A 22,749-nucleotide genomic window follows, 5' to 3' on the forward strand; every position below is an offset into this window, starting at 1 on the left:
GACGGTATATGACTAACCTGTTTGTTCGTAGCGGAATTTCTTTTGTCGATCGTAGCGAAGTTTTAACTCATATCGGTAATGAGATGATCGCGAAAGGTGTGGTTCATGAAACCTGGCCACAGGCATTAATTGCCAGAGAAGCAGAATTCCCCACGGGGATAATGCTTGAACAGCACGCCATTGCAATACCGCATTGTGAGGCGATTCATGCTAAGTCGTCAGCCATTTATCTGTTAAGACCGGCGAATAAAATAAAGTTTCAGCAAGCTGATGATGATAACGACGTGGCGGTGTCGTTGATTATCGCGCTGATTGTCGAAAATCCGCAGCAGCAACTGAAGCTTTTGCGGTGCTTATTTGGCAAGTTGCAGCAACCAGATATCGTTGAAACGCTAATCACCATTTCTGAATCGCAATTAAAGGAATATTTCACACAGCATATTTTAGATTCCGAATAACCAAAAACATCTGTACCAATAAAAAGGATTGATTATGAAACGCAAGGTAATTGTCGCTTGCGGAGGCGCGGTTGCGACCTCTACGATGGCGGCGGAAGAAATTAAAGAGTTGTGTCAGAGTCATAATATTCCTGTTGAATTAATCCAGTGTCGGGTTAATGAAATAGAGACCTATATGGATGGCGTGCATTTGATATGTACTACCGCCAAAGTTGACCGCAGTTTTGGCGATATTCCGTTAGTTCACGGCATGCCTTTTGTTTCTGGTGTCGGTATCGAAGCATTACAAAATAAAATTCTGACTATCTTACAGGGGTGACCTATGTTTTCAGAAGTCATGCGTTATATTCTCGACCTCGGCCCTACGGTCATGTTGCCGATTGTCATCATTATTTTTTCTAAGATATTAGGCATGAAGGCAGGCGATTGCTTTAAAGCGGGTCTGCATATCGGGATTGGCTTTGTTGGCATTGGCCTTGTGATTGGCTTAATGCTGGATTCCATTGGCCCGGCGGCGAAAGCGATGGCGGAAAATTTCGACCTGAATCTGCATGTGGTCGATGTCGGCTGGCCGGGCTCTTCACCCATGACCTGGGCGTCGCAAATTGCGCTGGTGGCGATTCCGATTGCGATTCTGGTTAACGTGGCGATGCTACTGACCCGTATGACGCGGGTAGTAAATGTTGATATATGGAATATCTGGCATATGACCTTCACCGGCGCATTGCTGCATCTGGCAACCGGTTCATGGATGATAGGGATGGCGGGTGTGGTAATTCACGCGGCGTTTGTTTATAAGCTCGGCGACTGGTTTGCCCGCGATACCCGAAATTTCTTTGAGCTGGAAGGCATTGCTATTCCGCACGGTACGTCGGCGTATCTGGGGCCAATTGCGGTGCTGGTGGATGCTATCATCGAGAAAATCCCAGGCGTTAACCGTATTAAATTTAGCGCCGACGATATTCAGCGCAAATTTGGCCCATTTGGCGAACCTGTCACCGTGGGCTTTGTGATGGGGCTGATTATCGGCATCCTCGCGGGTTACGATGTCAAAGGTGTATTACAGCTGGCGGTAAAAACGGCGGCAGTTATGCTGCTGATGCCACGGGTGATTAAACCCATCATGGATGGTTTAACGCCCATCGCTAAGCAGGCCCGTAGTCGTTTACAGGCGAAGTTCGGCGGTCAGGAGTTCCTGATTGGCCTTGATCCGGCGTTGCTGCTGGGGCATACGGCGGTGGTATCGGCAAGCCTGATTTTTATCCCGCTCACCATTTTAATTGCTGTTTGTGTTCCGGGTAATCAGGTACTGCCGTTTGGCGACCTTGCCACCATCGGCTTCTTTGTTGCGATGGCAGTTGCCGTGCATCGTGGAAATCTGTTCCGCACCTTAATCTCGGGTGTCATCATTATGAGCATCACCCTGTGGATCGCGACGCAAACTATTGGTTTGCACACCCAACTGGCGGCTAATGCTGGGGCGTTAAAAGCCGGGGGCATGGTGGCTTCAATGGATCAGGGCGGTTCTCCCATTACCTGGTTACTGATTCAGGTTTTCTCCCCGCAAAATATTCCCGGTTTCATTATTATCGGTGCCATTTATCTTACCGGTATTTTCATGACCTGGCGTAGAGCGCGCGGCTTTATTAAACAAGAGAAAGCCGTTCTCGCAGAATAATTTTTACCTGAGGGGGAGTTTATCCCCCTTAATAATCAGGAGTTTTTATGAAATCAGTGGTGAATGATACTGATGGTATCGTACGCGTTGCCCAACGAGTCATTCCTGAAATTAAACATCAGGATGAGGTGCGGGTAAAAATTGCCAGCTCGGGATTATGTGGTTCCGATTTACCCAGAATTTTTAAAAATGGTGCACATTATTATCCAATAACGTTAGGCCATGAATTTAGCGGCTATATTGATGCTGTGGGATCCGATGTTGATGATTTACATCCTGGCGATGTGGTTGCCTGTGTGTCGTTATTACCCTGTTTTACTTGTCCAGAGTGTCTGAAAGGGTTTTATTCCCAGTGCGCAAAATATGATTTTATTGGCTCACGGCGTGATGGTGGGTTTGCCGAATATATTGTCGTTAAGCGGAAAAATGTCTTTGCTCTACCTGCGCATATGCCTATTGAGGATGGGGCTTTTATTGAACCGATTACCGTTGGCCTGCATGCTTTCCATTTAGCGCAAGGTTGTGAGAATAAAAACGTTATTATTATTGGTGCCGGAACCATTGGCCTGCTGGCCATTCAGTGCGCTGTCGCGCTGGGAGCAAAGAGTGTGACGGCTATCGACATTAGCTCAGAAAAACTGGCACTGGCAAAATCTTTCGGTGCGATGCAAACATTTAACAGCCTTGAAATGAGCGCGCCGCAAATGCAGGGCGTTTTACGCGAGCTGCGCTTTAATCAGCTTATCCTCGAGACGGCTGGCGTCCCGCAAACCGTCGAACTGGCGGTAGAGATTGCCGGGCCTCATGCCCAGCTGGCGCTGGTGGGCACGTTGCATCAGGATCTGCATTTAACATCGACAACGTTTGGCAAAATATTACGTAAAGAGCTGACGGTTATCGGCAGTTGGATGAACTACTCCAGCCCTTGGCCGGGGCAGGAGTGGGAAACGGCGAGCCGGTTGCTGACAGAACGTAAGTTAAGTCTGGAGCCATTAATCGCTCACCGTGGAAGCTTTGAAAGCTTCGCCCAGGCGGTGCGTGACATCGCTCGTAATGCTATGCCGGGCAAAGTGTTGCTTATTCCCTGAAACCGCGGGCCAGCGTGATGCTGGCCCGGTATTGTGCAAAACAGATCATTCACCAATGGTCCCCCTTCGTTTACACTAGCCACAATTGAATATGGGTAAATGACGATGAATTCATTCGAGCGAAGGAATAAGATCATCCAATTAGTGAATGAACAGGGAACCGTGCTTGTTCAGGATCTGGCGGGAGTATTTGCTGCCTCGGAAGCGACAATCCGTGCCGATTTGCGCTTTCTCGAACAAAAAGGCGTGGTTACGCGCTTTCATGGCGGTGCGGCGAAAATAATGTCCGGTAATAGTGAAACCGAGACCCAGGAAGTCGGGTTTAAAGAGCGATTTCAGCTCGCCAGCGCGCCGAAAAACAGAATAGCGCAGGCGGCAGTCAAAATGATCCACGAAGGGATGACCGTTATTCTCGACAGCGGAAGTACGACAATGCTTATCGCCGAAGGTTTAATGACCGCCAAAAATATCACGGTGATTACCAACAGTCTCCCGGCGGCGTTTGCCCTTTCCGAAAATAAAGACATTACTCTGGTCGTCTGTGGTGGCACGGTCCGCCATAAAACGCGCTCGATGCATGGCTCCATTGCCGAGCGTTCATTGCAGGATATTAATGCCGATTTAATGTTTGTCGGTGCTGATGGTATTGATGCGGTTAATGGTATTACGACCTTTAATGAAGGTTATTCGATTAGCGGTGCGATGGTCACAGCCGCTAATAAAGTGATTGCCGTTCTCGATTCATCGAAATTTAACCGTCGCGGTTTTAATCAGGTACTGCCAATCGAAAAAATTGACATTATTATTACTGATGATGCCGTGTCAGAGGTGGATAAACTGGCATTGCAGAAAACACGGGTGAAATTAATTACGGTGTAGCATTGTTCTTTATGCCGGATAAGGTGTGTACACCGAATCCGGCAACACTGATACTCCCTGAATTAAGAAAGGGAAATTTGATTAACGCAATAATGGACAATCCGGTGGTAATCGACAGCGCAATGCTGCCGGAAGTATTTCAATATGGAAGTTTTGTCCACTCAACGGTTCGCCATCAAGATTAAAGGTAATTTCGTGTGGCGCTTGTATATCGAACCACGCCGAAGCACCTTCGATAATATTCGGGTTATCTTCGTCAGATTTTAAGGTTGATACGAGAGCCGGAAGAATTTCATCGCCGGTGAAAATGCGTAGTTGCAGCAAGCCGTCGTTAATTAATGCGTTCGGGCACAATTGCTGACCGCCACCTGCCTGACGGCCGTTACCAATACCAATGACTAGTGCGTCACCTTGCCAGTGAAAGTTTTCACCGCGGATTTCACAACGGTCCGGTTGCAGTGTATCCATGCGCATTAAGCCGTGAATGATGTAAGAGACGCCACCCAGCGCTGCTTTTAATTTTTCCGGCGTTTCTGTGGTAATACGTGTCCCAAACCCACCCGTTGCCATATTAATAAAACAGGTTTGTTTGTTGACCTGCGCCATATCAATCGCAATAGCGTCACCAGCAATTGCTAGTTTCAGCGCCTTATCCAGTGCCTCAGGTATACCCACGCTGGTCGCGAAATCGTTCGCTGTACCTAGTGGCAAAATCCCCAGCGCGGGTATGTCATCGCCCTCACACTGAATCAGCGCCGAGGAAACTTCATTAATAGTGCCATCGCCGCCACCGGCAATTACCGTTGCGACGCCCAGCTTCCGGGCCTCTTCTACAAATCGGGCGGCATCGCCTTTCTCCCAGGTGACCCGCACATGGATCGTCATTCCTTCCTCGCGCAACAGCATAATTGCTTCGCGCAAGGGTTGATTGTCAGTACTTTTGCCGTTAAGAATCAGTAAGCTGGCGGGAAATTCTGCCATAATCGTATGCCTTTATGATTGGTCTGTAGATAGTGTAGAGCAGAAAAGAAAAGGCGGAGTCAGAACAGGATGAAAATCGGAGGATAAAAAATCAGTTCAAGGATGGGGAATTCAGTGGTTACCAGTAAGGGGGGCAACGGTACACTCGGTTTTTATCGGCATAAATGATCACTCAAAGCACTTAAGCATTATTTTACTGTGGATTCAGCGTGGCAGCGAACATTAACGGTAGTCAGGGACAAACTTCAAAAGAGCCTATGCATCATATTCAACAAAGCAATGGCATCCTCAATGTACGATTCCAATTATATTAAATAATTCCTATGAGGTTATCTGTGATAGGCCTCCATGTCTGTATTTCCTACTTATGTAGGAAATTCTGCACAAAACATTTATTATAATCCTATTCAATAATGACAATGATGTCATTATTATATTTCAACACTAGAGAGTGTCGTTGGTGTTTAATGGGGGAAGGTGAGATGAAAAAGACAGCTGCTATATCATTAATTAGTGTTTTTCTTATGTCTGGTTGTGCTGTGCATAATGATGAGACAAGTATCGGTAAATTCGGTCTTGCCTATAAAAGTAATATCCAGCGTAAACTCGATAACCAATACTACACTGAAGCCGAAGCATCTTTAGCCAGGGGCAGAATATCTGGTGCGGAAAATATAGTGAAAAATGATGCAGCTAATTTCTGTGTTACTCAGGGCAAAAAAATGCAGATAGTTAACCTGAAGACTGAAGGGGCAGGATTACATGGCGTCGCGCGTCTGACATTCAAATGTGGAGAGTGAGAATAGATTCAAGACTACCATGGACACATCCATTTTTATCTCTGATAAGGTATTCTTCAACACCATTATTGAATGTGAGTAATAATGACAAGCAGATAGATGAAACTACAGCAGAATTTTTATTTTATGCGGCTATCAGAAAATGATGGCATAAATATTCCTATGCTTTAGCTTCATTTTTTGTAAGCGTCAAACATGCGCGTTCTGGCTGTGCGTAGCCGGACCCTGTGCGAGCACGATGCCGTTAAGTGAAAGGCATCGTGCTATGATGGGGAATTCTATCGATATGGTCAATGGAAGGAGGTAACCAGGTATGAATCCTTCCTTCTGTTTCATTGAATTACGCATAAAAAATAAGCCCGTGTAAGGGAGATTACACAGGCTAAGGAGGTGGTTCCTGGTACAGCTAGCATTTTATGGGTTATGTTTTTCAGCGAAACGGATGATAACCTTAATAAATGCAGCTGTATGTGATCGGTTTCTAAGAATTTTCCATCCGGGAAAAATAATCGAAATTAATCACTTACCGTGGGGGTTACGCGTGGTTTCCCCGGAGAAATTACGCATCAGCAGCGCATAATTCAGTTCGAGATCCTGCGGTACCGGGATCCACACAGTATAACCATCGCCTGGTGCGACCGGCATAGCTTCACCTTTGGCGTTTTCCATATGCTCAAGGGTAAAGTTAATGTTGCCTTGCGGCGTCATCAGCTCAAGGCTGTCGCCAACGGAGAATTTATTTTTCACCGCTACCGCCGCGAGGTCCCCCTTGCGCTCACCGGTAAACTCACCAACAAACTGCTGGCGGTCAGAAACCGAATAACCGTATTCGTAGTTCTGATAATCGTCGTGAGTATGACGACGCAGGAAACCTTCGGTATAGCCACGATGCGCCAGACCTTCCAGAGTTTCCAGCAGGCTGGTATCGAACGGTTTGCCCGCAGCGGCATCATCGATAGCTTTACGATAAACCTGTGCGGTGCGTGCGCAATAGTAGAAAGATTTGGTACGGCCTTCGATTTTCAGCGAATGCACGCCCATTTTGGTCAGGCGTTCTACATGGGCGATGGCGCGCAGATCTTTCGAGTTCATGATGTAAGTGCCGTGCTCATCTTCAAACGCGGTCATATACTCGCCCGGACGCTGGGCTTCTTCGATCATAAACACTTTGTCGGTTGGCGCGCCGATACCCAGCGTCGGCTCAACATTTTGCACCGGAATCGGCTCGTACTTGTGTACGATGTTGCCAACGTCATCTTCTTTCCCTTCCTGGACGTTGTACTCCCAGCGGCAGGCGTTGGTGCAGGTGCCCTGGTTCGGGTCGCGCTTGTTGATATAGCCAGAGAGCAGGCAGCGACCGGAGTAGGCCATGCACAGCGCGCCGTGAACGAAGATCTCTACCTCCATATCCGGCACCTGATTGCGGATCTCTTCAATCTCTTCCAGCGACAGCTCGCGAGAGAGGATCACGCGGGTCAGGCCCATTTGCTGCCAGAATTTCACCGTCGCCCAGTTCACGGCGTTAGCCTGTACCGAGAGATGGATCGGCATTTCAGGGAAGTGCTCACGCACCAGCATAATCAGCCCTGGATCGGACATAATCAGCGCATCCGGCCCCATTTCAACCACCGGTTTCAGGTCACGGATAAAGGTTTTCAGCTTGGCATTGTGCGGTGCAATGTTGACCACGACATAAAACTTTTTCCCCAACGCATGGGCTTCGTTAATGCCGAGCTGGAGATTTTCGTGGTTGAATTCGTTGTTGCGCACACGCAGGGAGTAACGCGGCTGGCCCGCATAAACAGCATCTGCGCCATAAGCGAAAGCGTAACGCATATTTTTCAGCGTTCCCGCCGGGGAAAGGAGTTCCGGTTTAAACATAATTCTCTCGTTCTGATGACAGGTCAGATCCGCTTCACCTGATGAAGCGGTTAGGGGAGTGCCCCCACTTTAAGGGCGGGCATTGTAGCGCAATCGGTGGGGTTGACTCCAGTGACAATGTTAAGGGAAAGACTGAGCGCATTTATTTCGTTTTGATTCCGATAGTCGTCAGGTTCAATTGTTATCAGTTGACCTTAATTTGGTGTTAAAGAAAGGGAATATAACCCCATAACTTGTTGTGAAGTTCCGGATTGCAGGTAAAAAGCGCCTGAAGTTGCTGACGCTGAGGAGCATTTGGTTGAATGCCCGAAAGATTGAAATTGCGTTGCCATATCGCGAGCTGTTTACCTGCAAATTCTTCAGTTAGCTTGTGTTGCGATTGCAGAAGAAGAATTAAACAGGCCCATTTGTTCAAGTTATGATACAGCCGACAATATGCGCAAGCATGTTTAACTGACGGTGCGTTTTCCAGCAACTGACGTATTTCCTCGAACGTGAGCGGAACTCGACACCATACACAGATGTTAACCATAAATCGAAGCCCGGAGGCGTCCGGGTTAGCCAGTGTGGTCAGAATAATCCCTTTGACACCACCATCAGGATTGGCTTTCGCAAGAATATACATAGCGGCTAATCGCAGTGGGAATACATCCTGTGATAATCCCCATTCTGCCAGTTTTAAAATATTGGCATCATGAATGGAGTCCAGCCCGTATAAAGCTGCCCGGCGCTGTGAGGGAGTATATTCAGTCGAGGTGACAACATGACGCCAGAATTGCACAACATCCATGACGTCATTAAGCATGTTTTTAGCGCGTAGACGGATCAACATATTGTTATCCAGCAGTAATGCGCTGTACAACGCCGGAGGAATTTCTATAGCTCGGTCAGTAAGGCTAAACAACGTTGCTTGTCGAATACGCGGCCAGCGGTCTTTTAACAGACGAGTTAATACCGCTTCGCTTAACGGTAATTGTTGACGCAGCCAGTGGGTGACCGCCAGCATTCGTAAACCTTCGTCGGGCTGCTTGAGTATTAAAAGCAGCGAAGATTCATCATTAAAGTAGCCATATTCAATCAGCGTTTGTAATACTGCGCGGGAGAGTTTTTTATCAGGGCAAGTAAGCCAACACGTTAATTGTGGACGGCTATTTTCTGTCAATAAAAATCTAAGTATCTCGTCTACAAATGCACGGTGATCGTAACGCTGGCATTGGAGAAGGTTACGTATCAAGGGAAGATTAACGGCAAATGCCGCTGCATTCTTATCCTTCTTTAAATGACGTAACGCTATGGTTGCAGCAAGGCGAACCTCTTTTACCCAGTCATTAGCTGCAAGTAATAATTCTTCTATAGCTGCAACATCCTCTTTTTGTCCCAGACATTGCACGGCCTTTTCTCGTATATATCCATTGTGGTGATGGGTAAGCTGGCAAAGAACCAGAGTATCGTTGAGATCACAATCATGCGCTATATAATTGCCTGGATCGGCTATCATCGACTGGAGTTGTTGCTGGATAAGAAATAATTCACAGTCAACAGAATTATTCATTTCGACGTTAAACAAAACCCTGCGTGTAAATAATGTACGCAATCCTTTGAGCATAATTTTCCTTATCAGTTATGAGGAGAAAACTCATTTCATGATTAATAATTTCCTGAGGGATAGTAACTCTGTGATGAGAGAAAATAAAGCCGGACGCCAACAACCTACGCCCGGCATCGTAATTACGTATTGTCTTTCACCGTCTGGCTTGTGCCATTGGCTTTAACGGAGGCAATTCCGGTTTCACGAGATTGCGCGGTGGCGTACATCTGGCTGGAGCCGATAATTTGATGATTGGCGGCTTTCAGATTGAAATAGAATTTGCCGTTGCTTGCTGTTTTTTTCTCATAGCGTTCTTCTTGTGGGCTGTTGCTACGCACTGACGCGATGCCCTTTTCCGCAGAGGCTTTTGAGGTATACAGCTCGCTGGTGAGGATAGTCTCACCATTGCCCGCTTTTAGCACAAACCGGAATTGATTATCACTGCTCCTACTGAGTTCAAACCAACCAGCCATAATGACTCCTTGATTGAAATTGCGTATCGAAAACAGCATCTAAAAGGACTGTTTGCCGATTAAAGTATGAGCGATTTTCAGGTGCTTGCCAGGGCGGAGAGATAATGTCAGATAGCCGACAATGCGCGGGATAATGCTGCCGGATGTGGCGTGAATGCCTTCTCCGGCAGGTAAAAATGTTAAACGATGCGGCAGGCGTCGGCTTCCCAGCGATAACCGACACCGTAGACGGCGCGGATAAAAGACTGCTCTTCGTCCAGTGCTTCCAGCTTGCGGCGCAGGTTTTTAATGTGGCTGTCGATGGTGCGGTCAGTTACTACGCGGTAGTCGTCATAAAGGTGGTTCAACAACTGCTCACGGGAGAATACTTTTCCCGGTTCATGAGAGAGCGTTTTCAGCAGGCGAAATTCCGCAGGCGTCAGGTCAAGCATTTTACCGCGCCATGAAGCCTGAAAACGACCTTCGTCGATAATCAACGGGCTTTCAGCATCCTGTTGCTGCAACTCACGCTGCGGTTTGCAACGGCGCAAAATGGTTTTGACGCGTGCTACCACTTCCCGTGGACTGTACGGCTTACAGATATAATCATCTGCGCCAATCTCCAGACCGAGCAGGCGGTCGATCTCTTCGATTTTTGCTGTCACCATTACGATCGGAATGTCAGAAAAACGACGAATTTCCCGACACAACGTCAGGCCATCGGTGCCAGGGAGCATCAGATCCAACAGGATCAGATCCGGTGGTGTCTGGCGCACATATGGCAGTACCTGATCGCCGTGGCTGATAAGCGTCGGCGCATAGCTCGCAGCACGCAGATAATCAATAAGCAACTGCCCCAGCTTCGGTTCATCTTCCACGATCAAAATACGTGGCGTGTTTTCGTCGATTGGTAACTCGGTCATACTTCTCTCTGTAAATCCCGTTCCAGCGGTAACTCTACTGTAATGCTTACCCCGCCAAAAGGCGAATGAGCGGCAACAATGCGACCATTATGTGCTTCAACAATGTTAAGACAAATCGCCAGTCCCAGGCCGGAACCGCCGCTGGCACGGTTGCGGGAACCTTCGGTGCGATAAAAACGCTCAAACAATTTTTGCAGTTGATCGTCACTAACGCCCGGTGCACTGTCGGCAAAGGTCAGGCGCACCGTTTTGTCATGTTGCTCGGCAGAGATATGCAGGCTGCCGCCGCTGTCGGTATAGCGCAGGCTGTTTTCCAGTAAGTTATTGAACAACTGCATTAAACGATCGCGATCGCCAAATACGGTAATGCTGTCTGGCAGGGAAAATTTCAGTTTCAGCCCGCGGCTGGCGAAACGCTCACGAAATGCGCCACCCGCGACTTCCAGTAGCGGGATCAGATCCACCGACGATTTCTGGTAGGCGAGAGCGCCTTCATCAGACATCGACAATTGATGAAGATCATCCACCAGTTTGGTCAGTGTACCGACCTCTGCCTGTAAAGAAGCCACCGTCTCCGGCGTGAATTTACGCACGCCATCCTGAATAGCTTCCAGTTCGCCGCGCAGTACCGCTAAAGGCGTGCGCAGCTCGTGGGAGATATCGGCCATAAAATCGCGGCGCATCTGTTGGTTTTTCTCCAGGGTGCTGGCGAGCTGGTTGAAGTCTTGCGCCAGTTTGCCCAATTCATCTTCACTGGTGGGCGTCACGCGAGTAGTGAAATCGCCCGCTGCCAGTTTGTGTGTACCGTCCACCAGTCGTTTGACCGGAGCCAGCAAACCGCGCGCCAGTGGGAATGTCGCCAGCGCCGCTAACAAGGTAGATAAAGCGACAATCAGCCAACTGGTTTGCCTCTGTTGTCTGTCAAAATTGATATCGGTATTGCGGGTCAGTCGTTCAACAGGGGAGGCGATCACCGCACCCACTTCCGCCCCATTGACCATAATGGGCCGCCGTGTGCCGTCTGGTGGAATCGGTGCTCGCGGGCCAACCAGCACTTTGTTGTTTTGATCAACCACCCAGAATTGCGTGCGCCAACCGTGTGGCGGCATACCGGGGCCGGGCTTATCTTCGTTGTTATCATGCTCCAGCGAACGTAGGATCTGAAATACAAAGCGATCGTTATTACGCAGGAAGCGCCAGTTCCCGTGCTGGGCGTACTGCTCACCAAGCGCATCGCCGAGCATTTGCAGCCGTTGTTCATTACCATGCTTGATGTAATCGATAAAGCCGCGCTCAAAACTGATACGTACCGCCCAGTGCATCGTGATCAATAAGACAATGCAGGTGGCGAAAATCGCCAGAAACAGTTTGCCGGTAATACCGGGTCGCCAGAATTTCATTGCGCGCTCCTTTTTCGCCGCGAAATAGCGACATTTTGATGCGTATCGTTCGGCACTCTGGCAAAGACAAACGCTGGAAGGGCGATGATAAACGCCATGCTAAGCCAGGTGTACATAAAGACGGTTTGTGTGGTGCTGCTGTCTACACTGACATGCTGTGAACCAAAAAGGCCCAGCAACAGCCCGGCGATGGTGACACCGATACTCATTGATAATTGCATAATCATCGACAGCAGGCTGTTGCCGCTGCTCGCCAGATTGTCTGGTAGATCTTTCAGCGTCAGGGTGTTCATGGAGGAGAAACGTGTCGAGTTGACCATTCCTTGTAAAAACAGGACGAACGGCAAAACGTAGTACCAGCCCAGCAGAGCGGTAGTCATAAACAGCAGGGTGACCAGCGACAGGCCCAGCGTGGTCGCCACCAGTACCCGACGGTAGCCAAAGCGATTCACCACTTGCACTACAATTCGCTTCATTCCCATGCTGCCGAGCACCATCGGGATCATCATCAGTCCGGCATGGAACGGCGAGAAACCGAGGCCAATCTGTAAGAAAACCGGTGTCATAAAGGGCAACATGCCACTGCCGATACGTCCGGCAAAGCTCCCCGCCAGGCCCAGCGAAAAGGTACGGGTGCGGAACAGTTTCAGACTGAACAGGGCGCGGTTGTTGTTTCTGGCGTGCAGCAGATAAAGCACCAGTGCCACCACGCCAATCGCTGCCAGTCCGGCAATCGCCAGCGGTGAAAGTCCCGTGCCTTTACTGCCATCCAGCGCCAGCGTTAATACCGCCATGCCGACCGCCAGCAATAAAAAACCGGAGAGATCGAAACGCCGCGTCTGCATGGTGTAGTTTGGCATTAACATCAGCGTGGCGATCGCACCGATAATCCCTACCGGTATGTTGATCAAAAAGATCCAGTGCCAGGACGCGTATTCCACCAGCAGGCCGCCGAGCGCCGGACCAAGCAGCGGACCGACTTGCCCGGGCAGCGTAACAAAGGTCATCGCCGCCATATATTGCTCGCGCGGTACAATTTTCATCACCGTCAACCTGCCGACCGGCACCATCATCGCGCCGCCAACGCCCTGTAACGCGCGTGCCAGCAACAGTTCGTTCAGCGTGCCGGAAAGCGCGCAAAACAGTGAACCGAGAGTAAACAGCACGATGGCGGTAAAGAAAATATTGCGCACGCCGACTTTGTCCGCCAGCCAGCCGCTGGCGGGCAGCATCACCGCCACGGTCAGTACATAAGAGACAATGACCATGTGCATATGCAACGGACTTTCCCCAAGGCTTTGCGCCATTGAGGGAAGGGCGGTGTTTACGATGGTGGTGTCCAGCGACTGCATAAAGAAGCCGAAAGCCACAATCCACAATTGCCAGCGGGTGCTGTCGGGAAGATCTGTCATTTACTCGGTTACCGTTTGTTTAGGTTTACGCGAAAAACGCAGCCGCAGACGGTCAAAAAAGAGATACACCACTGGCGTGGTATACAGCGTCAGGAGCTGGCTCATTACCAGACCGCCGACAATGGTGATCCCCAGGGGTTGCCGCAGCTCCGAGCCGTCACCGCCCGACAATACCAACGGCAGCGCACCAAACAGCGCCGCCAGGGTAGTCATCATAATCGGGCGAAAACGCAGCAGACAGGCCTGGAAAATAGCTTCCTGCGGCGTCAGGTTACCGTGCCGTTGGGCTTCGAGCGCAAAATCGACCATCATAATGGCGTTTTTCTTCACGATGCCGATTAATAGCATGATCCCTATCAGGGCGATTAGGCTGAACGGGGCATTGAATAGCTCCAGCGCCAGCAGCGCCCCAACGCCCGCCGAGGGCAGGGTGGAGAGAATCGTCAGTGGATGCACGTAACTCTCGTAAAGGATACCCAGCACGATATACACCGTGGCGATGGCTGCGATAATCAGGATCACCTGCGAGTTCATCGTCTCCTGGAATATCTGCGCTGTTCCGGCAAAACTGCCGCGCACCGTCGAAGGCACACCTAGCTGGGTCATTGCGCGGTCAATCGCCGCACTGGCGTCCGAGAGCGATTTTCCGGTCGGCAGGTTAAACGAAATGGTCGAAGCTGCCGATAATCCCTGATGATTCACCGACAGCGGGGCGTTCGCCGGTTGCCATTTAGCGAAATACGACAGCGGGATCGCTTTTCCTTCGTTATTGATAACGAACATTTTTTCCAGTGCACTGATGTCCTGGGTATAGCGTGGATCCACTTCCATCACCACTTTATACTGGTTCATGGGCTGGTAAATGGTCGAGATTTGCCGCTGACCGAAGGCGTTATTCAACAGGCTGTTGGCGGCCTGCACGTCGATTCCCAGCCGTGCCATGGTATCGCGGTCGTAAACCAGATTCATCTCCGCGCCGTTATCTTGCTGGTCGGAATTCACGTCCGCCAGTTCCGGTAACGTTGCCAGTTTTTTGCGGATTTTCGGCTCCCATTCGCGCAGCGCCGCCAGGTCGTCGGACAGCAACGTGTACTGATAACTGGCGTTCGACTGACGTCCGCCAACGCGAATATCCTGCACCGCCATCAGGAACAGATTCGCTCCCGGTTCTTTCGCCAGCTTCACCCGTAGACGGTCGATAATTTGCTGCGCCGTTTCGCTGCGCTCGTCGCGTGGTTTGAGAGTGATAAACATCATCCCACTGTTCACCCGCGAGCCACCGGTAAAGCCGGTGACATTATCCACTGCCGGATCGTCACGGATAATTTTCATAAAATCCTGCAACTTACCGCGCATCGCCTGAAACGAAATACTCTGATCCGCCTGTATCCCGCCCATCAGTACACCAGTGTCCTGCTCCGGGAAGAAGGTTTTCGGGATCGAGATATACAGCCAGATATTCAAAGCAATGGTGCCAAGCAGCACCACGCCCACCAGACGGGTATGATTAAGCACCCATTTCAGTGACTTGCCGTAGCTTTGTTGCAGGGCTACCAACATGCGACCAAAACCACGCAGACGCTTTTGCTCGCGCGGCTTGCTGGCTTTCAGCATCCAGCCGCACATCATTGGCGTTAGCGTCAGGGAAACCAGCAACGAAATACCAATGGCGACAGAAAGCGTCACGGCAAATTCGCGTAACAGTCGGCCCGGCAATCCGCCCATCAACAGCAGCGGCAGGAACACCGCCACCAGCGACAGACTCATCGACAGCACCGTAAAGCCGACTTCGCGAGTACCTTGCAGCGCGGCTTGCAACGGTTTCATTCCCGCTTCCAGATGACGGGCAATGTTTTCCAGCACCACGATGGCGTCATCCACCACGAAACCAGTAGCGATGGTGAGCGCCATTAACGAAAGATTATTGAGACTGAAACCGCACAGGTACATCGCCGCAAACGTACCAATCAGCGAAACCGGCACCGCAACGGCGGGAATAATAGTGGCGCGACCCGAGCGCAGGAATAAAAACACCACCAGAATTACCAGCGCCACCGAGATAATCAGCGTTTGCTCGACTTCTTCCAGCGAGGCGCGAATGGTGGGGGAGCGATCCTGGGCAATTTGCAGATCAATCGCCGCCGGAATGGTCTCCTGCAACTCCGGTAATTTTGCCCGGATGCTGTCAACCGTCTGGATAATATTGGCTTCCGGCAGCTTGCGGATCATCAGCAAAATAGCCGGTTTGGCGTTGGTCATCCCGGCGTTGCGCACATCCTGCACTGAATCGGTCACCGTCGCCACATCGCCCAGACGAACCGCGCCGCCGTTGTTGTAATGAATAATCAGCGGTTGGTATTCGGCAGCGGTTTTTAGCTCATCATTGGTCTGTATCTGCCAGCGGTGAGTGCCATCTTCCAGCGCGCCCTGCGGTTTACGCACGTTGGCATTGCTGATGGCAGTGCGTACGTCGTCCAGCGACACGCCCTGATTAAACAGCGCCTGCGGGTTCAGCCCAACGCGCACAGCGGGCAACGAGCTGCCGCCGACATCGACATCACCGACGCCGTCGATTTGCGAAATTGTCGGAGCCAGTTGCGTCGAGGCGAAATCGTACAGTTCACCTTGCGAATAAGTATCGGATGTCAGCGTGAGGATCATAATTGGCGCATCCGAAGGATTCGCTTTGCGATAGGTCGGACGGCTTGGCATCCCACTGGGCAGCAAACTTTGCGCGGCGTTGATCGCCGCCTGCACATCGCGCGCTGCGCCGTTGATATCCCGATCAAAATCAAACTGCAAAATAATGCGCGTGCTGCCGAGCGAACTACTGGAGGTCATTTCACTAACCCCGGCAATGCGCCCAAGTGAGCGCTCCAGCGGCGTGGCGACGGAAGACGCCATTGTCTCCGGCGACGCACCGGGCAGCGAGGCGCTGACCATAATCACCGGAAAATCGACCTGTGGCAGCGGGGCGACCGGCAGCATACGGAAGCCCAGTATGCCGCACAGGGTAATGGCGACCGACAGTAAAATCGTCGCCACCGGGCGGTAAATGAAGAGGGCAAAAAACTTCACTTACGCCTCCTCTTCATGGCGAGCAAAGCGGCTTTTGGTCCACAATGCCAGGCGGTCGAATAGCAGATAAATCACAGGCGTGGTAAACAGCGTCAGCACCTGGCTGACAATCAGACCGCCGACCATACCGATGCCTAACGGACGACGCAGTTCCGCACCAACTCCGGTGCTCAACATCAGCGGCAGCGCGCCAAGCAGTGCCGCCAGAGTGGTCATCAGGATCGGACGAAAACGCAGCAAACAGGCCTGGTAAATTGCATCGCGCGGCGACATGCCTTGCTCGCGCTCGGCAGCCAGCGCGAAGTCGATCATCATGATGGCGTTTTTCTTCACGATACCGATCAGCAAAATAATGCCGATGATGGCGATCACATCCAGCTCACTTCCGGCAATCATTAGCGCCAGCAGTGCGCCAACACCTGCCGTTGGCAACGTCGAGAGAATGGTGATCGGGTGAATAAAGCTTTCGTAAAGAATGCCGAGCACGATATACATCGCCACCACCGCCGCGACAATCAGCCAGACAGTGCTGCCCAGCGCCGACTGGAAGGCGAGGGTGCTGCCCTGGAACTGCGTGGTGATATCCACCGGCAGATTCAGCGTCTTTTCGGTGTCCATAATCGCCTGCACCGCATCGCCGAGCGAATAGTTATCCGGCACGTTAAAGGAGATCGTCGTTACCGGGAACTGATCCAGATGGTTGATGGAGAGCGGCGCAAAACGCTGCTCAATTTTGGCAATTGAGCTTAACGGCACCACGCCACCGTCGCTGCTGGTCAGGCGAATGGTATCCAGCGCCGCAAGCCCTGGGGTATTTTCGGTATTGTGCTCCAGCACCACGCGATACTGGTTAGCCTGAGTATAAATGGTGGAAATCAGTCGCTGACCAAACGCGTTGTACAGGGCGTTATCGACGTCCGCCATGCTGATCCCCAGACGGCTGGCGCTGTCGCGATCAACGTTGACATACGCCACCAGCCCTTGGTCCTGCCAGTCGCTGGAGACATCTGAAAGCTGTGGCAACTGCTGGAGTTTTTCCATCAACTGTGGCACCCAGGTACTGAGCGCATCCAGTGACGTGGCCTGTAAGGTAAACTGGTACTGGGTGCGGCTGACCTGAGTATCAATCGTCAGGTCCTGCGTTGGTTGCAGGAAGAGATCGACGCCCGGCACTTTATCTACTGCCGTTTGCAAACGGGCGATGACTTTTTGCACCCGATCATCACGTTCATCCAACGGTTTGAGGTTGATCTGTAAACGCGCACTGTTCAGCGACGGGTTAGTGCCATCAACGCCAACAAATGAGGTCAGGCTCTGCACCGCAGGGTCCTGCAAAATCACATCAGCGACCTGGCGTTGCCGCTGGGCCATATTGGCAAAGGAGCTGGATTGCGGTGCCTGCAAGGTGCCCTGAATAATGCCGTTGTCCTGTACCGGGAAGAAACCTTTCGGAATGAACACCCACAATAGAACGCTCAGCAGCAGCGTGCTGAGCGCCACGCTTAAGGTCAGCCACGGATGATTCAGCACTTTCGCCAGTCCACGACCATAGGCGGCAATTATCCTGTCGAACATTTTTTCCGAGGCCCGGGAGAAGCGGTTCTGTTTACGCAGCGACTCCTGGCTGAGCATCCGCGCGCACATCATCGGTGTCAGGGTCAGCGACACCACGGCTGAGATCAAAATCGCGACTGCCAGAGTAATAGCAAATTCGCGGAACAGGCGCCCGACGATATCGCCCATAAACAGCAGCGGGATCAGCACTGCAATCAGTGAGAAGGTCAGCGAGATTATGGTAAAGCCGATTTCACCCGCGCCCTTGAGCGCCGCCGCCAACGGTTTTTCGCCTTTTTCGATATAGCGAGAAATGTTTTCGATCACCACGATGGCGTCATCGACCACGAATCCGGTGGCGATAGTTAACGCCATCAGCGTCAGGTTATTGATTGAAAAATCGAGAAACACCATAACCGCAAAGGTGCCAATTAACGACAGCGGCACGGCGACGCCAGGAATGATGGTCGCCGGAATATTGCGCAGAAACAGGTAGATAATCATGACTACCAGCGCGATAGCCATCATCAGTTCAAACTGGGTATCGTCGACTGATGCGCGGATATTGGTAGTGCGATCGGAAAGTACCGTCACTTTTACCGATTTCGGCAGACTCTCGGTAAGCTGTGGCAGCATCTGTCGGATACTGTCGGCGGTGGAGATAATGTTGGCACCAGGCTGGCGCTGAACATTCATCACAATGGCCTGTTCTTTGTTCGCCCATGCGCCAAGCCAACTGTTTTCTGCGCCTTGTTCAACGGTTGCGACATCACCAAGACGAATCGGCGCGCCGTTCTGGTAGGCGATAATCAGCTGGCGATATTCATCTGCAGATTGCATCTGGTCGTTCGCGGAAAGCGTGACCGCGCGGGAAGGGCCGTCGAGGCTACCTTTAGCCGAGTTAACGTTAGCGCCGGTAATGGCGGTGCGCACGGTTTCGCTGGTCAGGCCGAGGGCGGCAATTGCCTGGGCGTTAAGTTTGACGCGAACAGCCGGACGCTGACCGCCGGAAAGCGTCACCAGCCCGACGCCGGAAATCTGCGAGATCTTCTGCGCGACGCGGGTTTCCACCATGTCTTCCACTTGCGTCATCGGCATGGCGGTTGATGTGACGGCAAGCGTCATGATCGGCGGATCTGCCGGGTTCACTTTGCTGTATACCGGAGGGTTAGGCAGATCGCTCGGCAACAGGTTAGTGGCGGCGTTAATCGCGGCCTGCACTTCCTGCTCGGCGACATCCAGCGGCAATGTTAGCTGGAATTGCAAGGTGATAACTGACGCGCCGCCGGAACTTTGCGATGACATCTGTTTCAGGCCAGACATCTGCCCAAATTGGCGTTCGAGCGGCGCAGTAACGGCGGAGGTCATGACATCCGGGCTGGCACCTGGGTAGAGCGTGACCACCTGAATGGTCGGATAGTCCACTTCCGGCAGCGCCGAAACGGGCAGGGCGCGATAACCGATAATCCCGGCGAGTAATATCGCCACCATCAGCAGCGTGGTGGCGACAGGACGCATAATAAACAGGCGCGACGGACCGCCTGTGCTGCTCGGGGGTAACACCTGCATCAGGAACGCGCTCCTTTTTTCGCGTATTCGCGGCTGGTGGCTTTCTCTTCCGGTGCAGTGGCGCTCTGAGCTTCCACCACTTCCACTTTCGCTCCTTCAGTCAGGCGATCAATGCCGTCTGTCACTACGCGATCGCCCGCGGAAATCCCCGCGCGGATCACCACTTTCTGACTGTCCTGAATGCCCGGCGTCACCAGATGTTTGCTGACTTTGTTTTCGCTATTCAGCACCCAGACAAAATGGCCTTCGTTGCCCATTTGTAGGGCGGCGGTGGGGATCACAACGGCATTTTGTTCGGTGTCGACTAACATGCGCGCGTTAACAAACTGATTGGGAAACAGCGCATCGTCCTGATTATTAAAGCGTGCTTTCACTTTAATCGTACCGGTAGTGGCATCGATTTGGTTATCGAGACTTAACAGCGTGCCTTCACTTAATTTCTTCGAGTTGGTGCGATCCCAGGCTTCAACAACCAGCGGTTTTCCGGCTTTTTGCGCCTGTACTACGGTAGCGATATCGCTTTCCGGCAGGGTAAAGAGCAAATCGATAGGATGCGTCTGGGTGATCACCACAATCCCGGTGGTATCACCACTGGAGATTTGGTTACCAACATCAACCTGCTTGAGACCAACGCGACCATCGACTGGTGCGGTGATGCGGCTCCAGTCGAGTTGCAGCTGTGCGCTGGCGACGCTTGCTTCATCAGCCTTAATGGTGCCTTCGGTTTCACTGACCAGCGCCTGTTGGGCATCCAACTCCTGACGGGAGACGAGATTGGTTTTTGCCAGTTGCTGATAACGCGCTAAATCACGGCGGGCGTTGGCTAGTGTGGCTTTATCTTTTGCCAGTTGCCCCTGAGCTTGTGCTAATGCAACTTTGAACTGGCTGGGGTCAATTTCTGCCAGTAAATCGCCTGCTTTGACCTGCTGACCCTCCTGGAAATGTAATGCCATCAGTTGACCATCTACGCGACTGCGCACCGTAACGGTGTTAGCAGCGGTAATCGTACCAAGCCCGGTGAGGTAACGCGGAACCGCCTGTTCCAGGGCAGTTGCTGCCTGAACCGGGGCCAATGGGCCGGAACGCATACCACGGCGGCCACCGGCTGGCGACTGCTGTGCTTGCTTCGTCGCACCTGGCGCTGCGCTCTGGGATTCATTGCGGCCTTGGCAGAACCAGAAAGCGGCGATGGCGGCGATAACCACCACGATTACGATTACCCAACGGGATTTATAACTGCCTTTCATCGTTAAGAGTTTCTCTTCCTGAAACGTTTCGCGGAATGATACTAGTGTAGCCAGCCAATAAGGGAGAAAAATGGAGGAATTATGAAACACTGTCGGGAATCGTCTGAATGACGGGCACTTTTGCGAGCACGCATCCAGTAATAACACAGGAAACTATTTTATCTACGCGTTAGCGATAGACTGCATTAAGGGCAAAAGGAGGTAGGCCGACGATTTCAGCGGGACGCTGAAACGGGAAAGCCCCTCCCGAGGAAGGGGCCTTAAATAAGGTAAGTTGCATATTTAAAATCTCTTTAATTATCAATAAATTACAGTGTACAGGTCATTATTGATCAAAATAAAATCATTTGTTGATTTCAATTTTGTCCCATTCTCTCCCTCGGCTGTCCCTATACCGCGCCGCCATTGAATCTGATTTATGCCCGAGAAGACGTTGAGCAAACTTATCGCCAATCTGATTCCGGTATAGCCTCGCCGACAGGCTGCGCAGTTCATGGAATGTTGGCGGGTCTCCATCAAATGAGAGTCCAGATGCATTTCTCGCCTTTGTAAAATACTTAGATACTGTTTTCGGGGAAAGCGGTTCGTGATGCGTTGATGCAATTATTGTTTCACTGCCGCTGGCCTCCCTGCATTTCTGTAGTGTATCAGCCAATGAGATATTGAGCGCGTCAATCGTTAGCGTCAGCGGAATGGCGAGCTTAGCCCCTGTTTTACCCTGCTCAATGTGAAGATGGTTGTCGTTTATGTCTGACCATTTCATTCTGCATAAATCGCCTACTCTCTGCCCTGTAACGACAGCCAAATCCATTGCCAGCCTCAGCCAGATTGGGAGCGGTTCGGCTGCATGGTAAATCGCGACATATTCATTAGCTGTCAGTCTTGAACGCCTTACTTCTGATTTTGCTGTGCGGGTTGCTGTTACCGGATTCGTAGCCACATGCCCCTCGGCTATTGCCTCACGAAAAACGTCAACAAGGGTTGACCTGATTAATTTTGCGGAAGCCGCTTTACCTTCTGCTACGTAGGTGTTTAGCATTGCTGCCACCTCTTTCGTTGATATGTCAGCGAGCGGTTTGTCCGGCAATTTTCTTCGGATTGCCCTGATTTTGCTGGCGTAGTCGAGTAGAGTTTTCGGCCTGATACCCCTCTCGCTGAGGATTGTTTCATATCGGTCAAGCCACGCATGAAGAGTGATTGCGTCAGCGCCTTTAATTCTGTCTATCAGTGACTCACGCCTGTTCCCGGATAGCAACTCAATATTGGCCTGTATTGCTTCAGTGATTGCTATCCTCCTGTCTCGGCCTAATCCGAACTCTTTACCCGTCCTTGGGTCCCTGTAGCAGTAATATCCATTGTTTCTTATATAAAGGTTAGGGGGTAAATCCCGGCGCTCATGACTTCGCCTTCTTCCCATTTCTGATCCTCTTCAAAAGGCTACTTGTTACTGGTCGATTTAAGTCAACCTTTACCGCTGATTCGTGGAACAGATACTCTCTTCCATCCTTAACCGGAGGAGGGAATATCCTGCATTCGCGCACCCATCGACGAACTGTTTCAAGGCTTCTTGGGCGTCGCTGGCGTGCATTCCACTCCTGAAGTGTCAAGTACATCGCAAAGTCTCCGCAATTACACGCAAGAAAAGCCGCATTGATGCGGCGATGGTAGGTCTGGATATCTTGAGAAATGAACAGGCCTCATCGAGCGTGAGGCTGTGGTTAGTCCTTGCGTAACTCGCTAATTCTTCTGTAAGTCTCTGGT

Annotated in this window: 18 protein-coding genes; 6 read left to right on the top strand and 12 right to left on the bottom strand. The window is 51.2% G+C overall.

Going from position 1 to position 22,749, the window contains the following annotated elements:
• Nucleotides 1-8 precede the first annotated feature (8 nt).
• The 5 genes from gatA (at nucleotide 9) to HEN33_RS17355 (ending at nucleotide 4,103) form a co-directional block, all read left to right on the top strand.
• On the top strand, nucleotides 9-458 hold the full coding sequence (gatA, locus tag HEN33_RS17335; RefSeq protein ID WP_000182883.1) for a PTS galactitol transporter subunit IIA: 450 nt from the start codon (nucleotides 9-11) through the stop codon (nucleotides 456-458).
• Between the two features lie 34 nt (nucleotides 459-492).
• Nucleotides 493-777 (top strand): PTS galactitol transporter subunit IIB, encoded by a 285-nt coding sequence (gene gatB / locus HEN33_RS17340; protein WP_176263273.1) that lies wholly within the window; start codon nucleotides 493-495, stop codon nucleotides 775-777.
• Between the two features lie 3 nt (nucleotides 778-780).
• On the top strand, nucleotides 781-2,136 hold the full coding sequence (locus HEN33_RS17345) for a PTS galactitol transporter subunit IIC (RefSeq protein WP_000490663.1): 1,356 nt from the start codon (nucleotides 781-783) through the stop codon (nucleotides 2,134-2,136).
• A gap of 47 nt (nucleotides 2,137-2,183) precedes the next feature.
• Nucleotides 2,184-3,224: a galactitol-1-phosphate 5-dehydrogenase gene (gene gatD / locus HEN33_RS17350; protein ID WP_176263272.1), complete on the top strand. Its 1,041-nt coding sequence runs from the start codon at nucleotides 2,184-2,186 to the stop codon at nucleotides 3,222-3,224.
• Nucleotides 3,225-3,329: 105 nt separating this feature from the next.
• Nucleotides 3,330-4,103: a DeoR/GlpR family DNA-binding transcription regulator gene (locus HEN33_RS17355; RefSeq protein ID WP_001295426.1), complete on the top strand. Its 774-nt coding sequence runs from the start codon at nucleotides 3,330-3,332 to the stop codon at nucleotides 4,101-4,103.
• Nucleotides 4,104-4,184: 81 nt separating this feature from the next.
• Here the strand turns inward: HEN33_RS17355 and yegS are convergent, their stop codons facing one another.
• Complete coding sequence (gene yegS / locus HEN33_RS17360; RefSeq protein WP_000807382.1) at nucleotides 4,185-5,084, bottom strand: lipid kinase YegS; 900 nt, start codon at nucleotides 5,082-5,084, stop codon at nucleotides 4,185-4,187.
• Nucleotides 5,085-5,566: 482 nt separating this feature from the next.
• Here yegS and HEN33_RS17365 point away from each other — a divergent pair, with 482 nt between their 5' ends.
• Complete coding sequence (locus HEN33_RS17365; RefSeq protein WP_001353116.1) at nucleotides 5,567-5,884, top strand: hypothetical protein; 318 nt, start codon at nucleotides 5,567-5,569, stop codon at nucleotides 5,882-5,884.
• A 519-nt stretch (nucleotides 5,885-6,403) separates the two neighbouring features.
• Here HEN33_RS17365 and trhP read toward each other — a convergent pair.
• The 11 genes from trhP to HEN33_RS17420 all read right to left on the bottom strand — a co-directional run bounded on the left by trhP (nucleotide 6,404) and on the right by HEN33_RS17420 (nucleotide 22,601).
• Nucleotides 6,404-7,765, bottom strand: a complete 1,362-nt coding sequence (trhP, locus tag HEN33_RS17370) for a prephenate-dependent tRNA uridine(34) hydroxylase TrhP (RefSeq protein ID WP_000476037.1) — start codon at nucleotides 7,763-7,765, stop codon at nucleotides 6,404-6,406.
• A 205-nt stretch (nucleotides 7,766-7,970) separates the two neighbouring features.
• On the bottom strand, nucleotides 7,971-9,371 hold the full coding sequence (locus HEN33_RS17375; RefSeq protein ID WP_105287817.1) for a HEAT repeat domain-containing protein: 1,401 nt from the start codon (nucleotides 9,369-9,371) through the stop codon (nucleotides 7,971-7,973).
• A gap of 122 nt (nucleotides 9,372-9,493) precedes the next feature.
• The gene (locus tag HEN33_RS17380; RefSeq protein WP_001364219.1) at nucleotides 9,494-9,826 is read right to left on the bottom strand and encodes a YegP family protein; all 333 of its coding nucleotides are present in this window, start codon (nucleotides 9,824-9,826) and stop codon (nucleotides 9,494-9,496) included.
• A 179-nt stretch (nucleotides 9,827-10,005) separates the two neighbouring features.
• Nucleotides 10,006-10,728, bottom strand: coding sequence for a two-component system response regulator BaeR (baeR, locus tag HEN33_RS17385; protein WP_000137876.1), 723 nt, complete (start codon nucleotides 10,726-10,728; stop codon nucleotides 10,006-10,008).
• The gene (gene baeS, locus HEN33_RS17390; RefSeq protein ID WP_000675171.1) at nucleotides 10,725-12,128 is read right to left on the bottom strand and encodes a two-component system sensor histidine kinase BaeS; all 1,404 of its coding nucleotides are present in this window, start codon (nucleotides 12,126-12,128) and stop codon (nucleotides 10,725-10,727) included. Before baeS ends, baeR begins: the two co-directional genes overlap by 4 nt.
• Nucleotides 12,125-13,540 carry an MFS transporter gene (locus HEN33_RS17395; RefSeq protein WP_176263271.1) on the bottom strand — a complete coding sequence of 472 codons (1,416 nt, stop codon included), beginning with the start codon at nucleotides 13,538-13,540 and terminating at the stop codon, nucleotides 12,125-12,127. The genes baeS and HEN33_RS17395 overlap by 4 nt, the downstream gene beginning before the upstream one ends.
• Nucleotides 13,541-16,618: a multidrug efflux RND transporter permease subunit MdtC gene (gene mdtC, locus HEN33_RS17400; RefSeq protein WP_176263270.1), complete on the bottom strand. Its 3,078-nt coding sequence runs from the start codon at nucleotides 16,616-16,618 to the stop codon at nucleotides 13,541-13,543. It lies immediately after the preceding gene.
• Nucleotides 16,619-19,741, bottom strand: a complete 3,123-nt coding sequence (gene mdtB / locus HEN33_RS17405) for a multidrug efflux RND transporter permease subunit MdtB (RefSeq protein ID WP_176263269.1) — start codon at nucleotides 19,739-19,741, stop codon at nucleotides 16,619-16,621.
• Nucleotides 19,741-20,988 (bottom strand): multidrug efflux RND transporter subunit MdtA, encoded by a 1,248-nt coding sequence (gene mdtA / locus HEN33_RS17410; protein ID WP_176263268.1) that lies wholly within the window; start codon nucleotides 20,986-20,988, stop codon nucleotides 19,741-19,743. Before mdtA ends, mdtB begins: the two co-directional genes overlap by 1 nt.
• A 343-nt stretch (nucleotides 20,989-21,331) precedes the next feature.
• Complete coding sequence (locus tag HEN33_RS17415) at nucleotides 21,332-22,405, bottom strand: tyrosine-type recombinase/integrase (protein WP_149476855.1); 1,074 nt, start codon at nucleotides 22,403-22,405, stop codon at nucleotides 21,332-21,334.
• On the bottom strand, nucleotides 22,383-22,601 hold the full coding sequence (locus tag HEN33_RS17420) for an excisionase (protein WP_001444001.1): 219 nt from the start codon (nucleotides 22,599-22,601) through the stop codon (nucleotides 22,383-22,385). The genes HEN33_RS17415 and HEN33_RS17420 overlap by 23 nt, the downstream gene beginning before the upstream one ends.
• Between the last annotated feature and the right edge of the window lie 148 nt (nucleotides 22,602-22,749).

The organism is Escherichia sp. 94.0001 (assembly GCF_013369155.2).
Lineage (GTDB): Bacteria > Pseudomonadota > Gammaproteobacteria > Enterobacterales > Enterobacteriaceae > Escherichia > Escherichia coli_F.

Coding starts and splice junctions, on each gene's coding strand:
- gatA (WP_000182883.1), top strand. CDS start 9: ATGACTAACCTGTTTGTTCGTAGCGGAATTTCTTTTGTCGATCGTAGC.
- gatB (WP_176263273.1), top strand. CDS start 493: ATGAAACGCAAGGTAATTGTCGCTTGCGGAGGCGCGGTTGCGACCTCT.
- HEN33_RS17345 (WP_000490663.1), top strand. CDS start 781: ATGTTTTCAGAAGTCATGCGTTATATTCTCGACCTCGGCCCTACGGTC.
- gatD (WP_176263272.1), top strand. CDS start 2,184: ATGAAATCAGTGGTGAATGATACTGATGGTATCGTACGCGTTGCCCAA.
- HEN33_RS17355 (WP_001295426.1), top strand. CDS start 3,330: ATGAATTCATTCGAGCGAAGGAATAAGATCATCCAATTAGTGAATGAA.
- yegS (WP_000807382.1), bottom strand. CDS start 5,084: ATGGCAGAATTTCCCGCCAGCTTACTGATTCTTAACGGCAAAAGTACT.
- HEN33_RS17365 (WP_001353116.1), top strand. CDS start 5,567: ATGAAAAAGACAGCTGCTATATCATTAATTAGTGTTTTTCTTATGTCT.
- trhP (WP_000476037.1), bottom strand. CDS start 7,765: ATGTTTAAACCGGAACTCCTTTCCCCGGCGGGAACGCTGAAAAATATG.
- HEN33_RS17375 (WP_105287817.1), bottom strand. CDS start 9,371: ATGCTCAAAGGATTGCGTACATTATTTACACGCAGGGTTTTGTTTAAC.
- HEN33_RS17380 (WP_001364219.1), bottom strand. CDS start 9,826: ATGGCTGGTTGGTTTGAACTCAGTAGGAGCAGTGATAATCAATTCCGG.
- baeR (WP_000137876.1), bottom strand. CDS start 10,728: ATGACCGAGTTACCAATCGACGAAAACACGCCACGTATTTTGATCGTG.
- baeS (WP_000675171.1), bottom strand. CDS start 12,128: ATGAAATTCTGGCGACCCGGTATTACCGGCAAACTGTTTCTGGCGATT.
- HEN33_RS17395 (WP_176263271.1), bottom strand. CDS start 13,540: ATGACAGATCTTCCCGACAGCACCCGCTGGCAATTGTGGATTGTGGCT.
- mdtB (WP_176263269.1), bottom strand. CDS start 19,741: ATGCAGGTGTTACCCCCGAGCAGCACAGGCGGTCCGTCGCGCCTGTTT.
- mdtA (WP_176263268.1), bottom strand. CDS start 20,988: ATGAAAGGCAGTTATAAATCCCGTTGGGTAATCGTAATCGTGGTGGTT.
- HEN33_RS17415 (WP_149476855.1), bottom strand. CDS start 22,405: ATGGGAAGAAGGCGAAGTCATGAGCGCCGGGATTTACCCCCTAACCTT.
- HEN33_RS17420 (WP_001444001.1), bottom strand. CDS start 22,601: ATGTACTTGACACTTCAGGAGTGGAATGCACGCCAGCGACGCCCAAGA.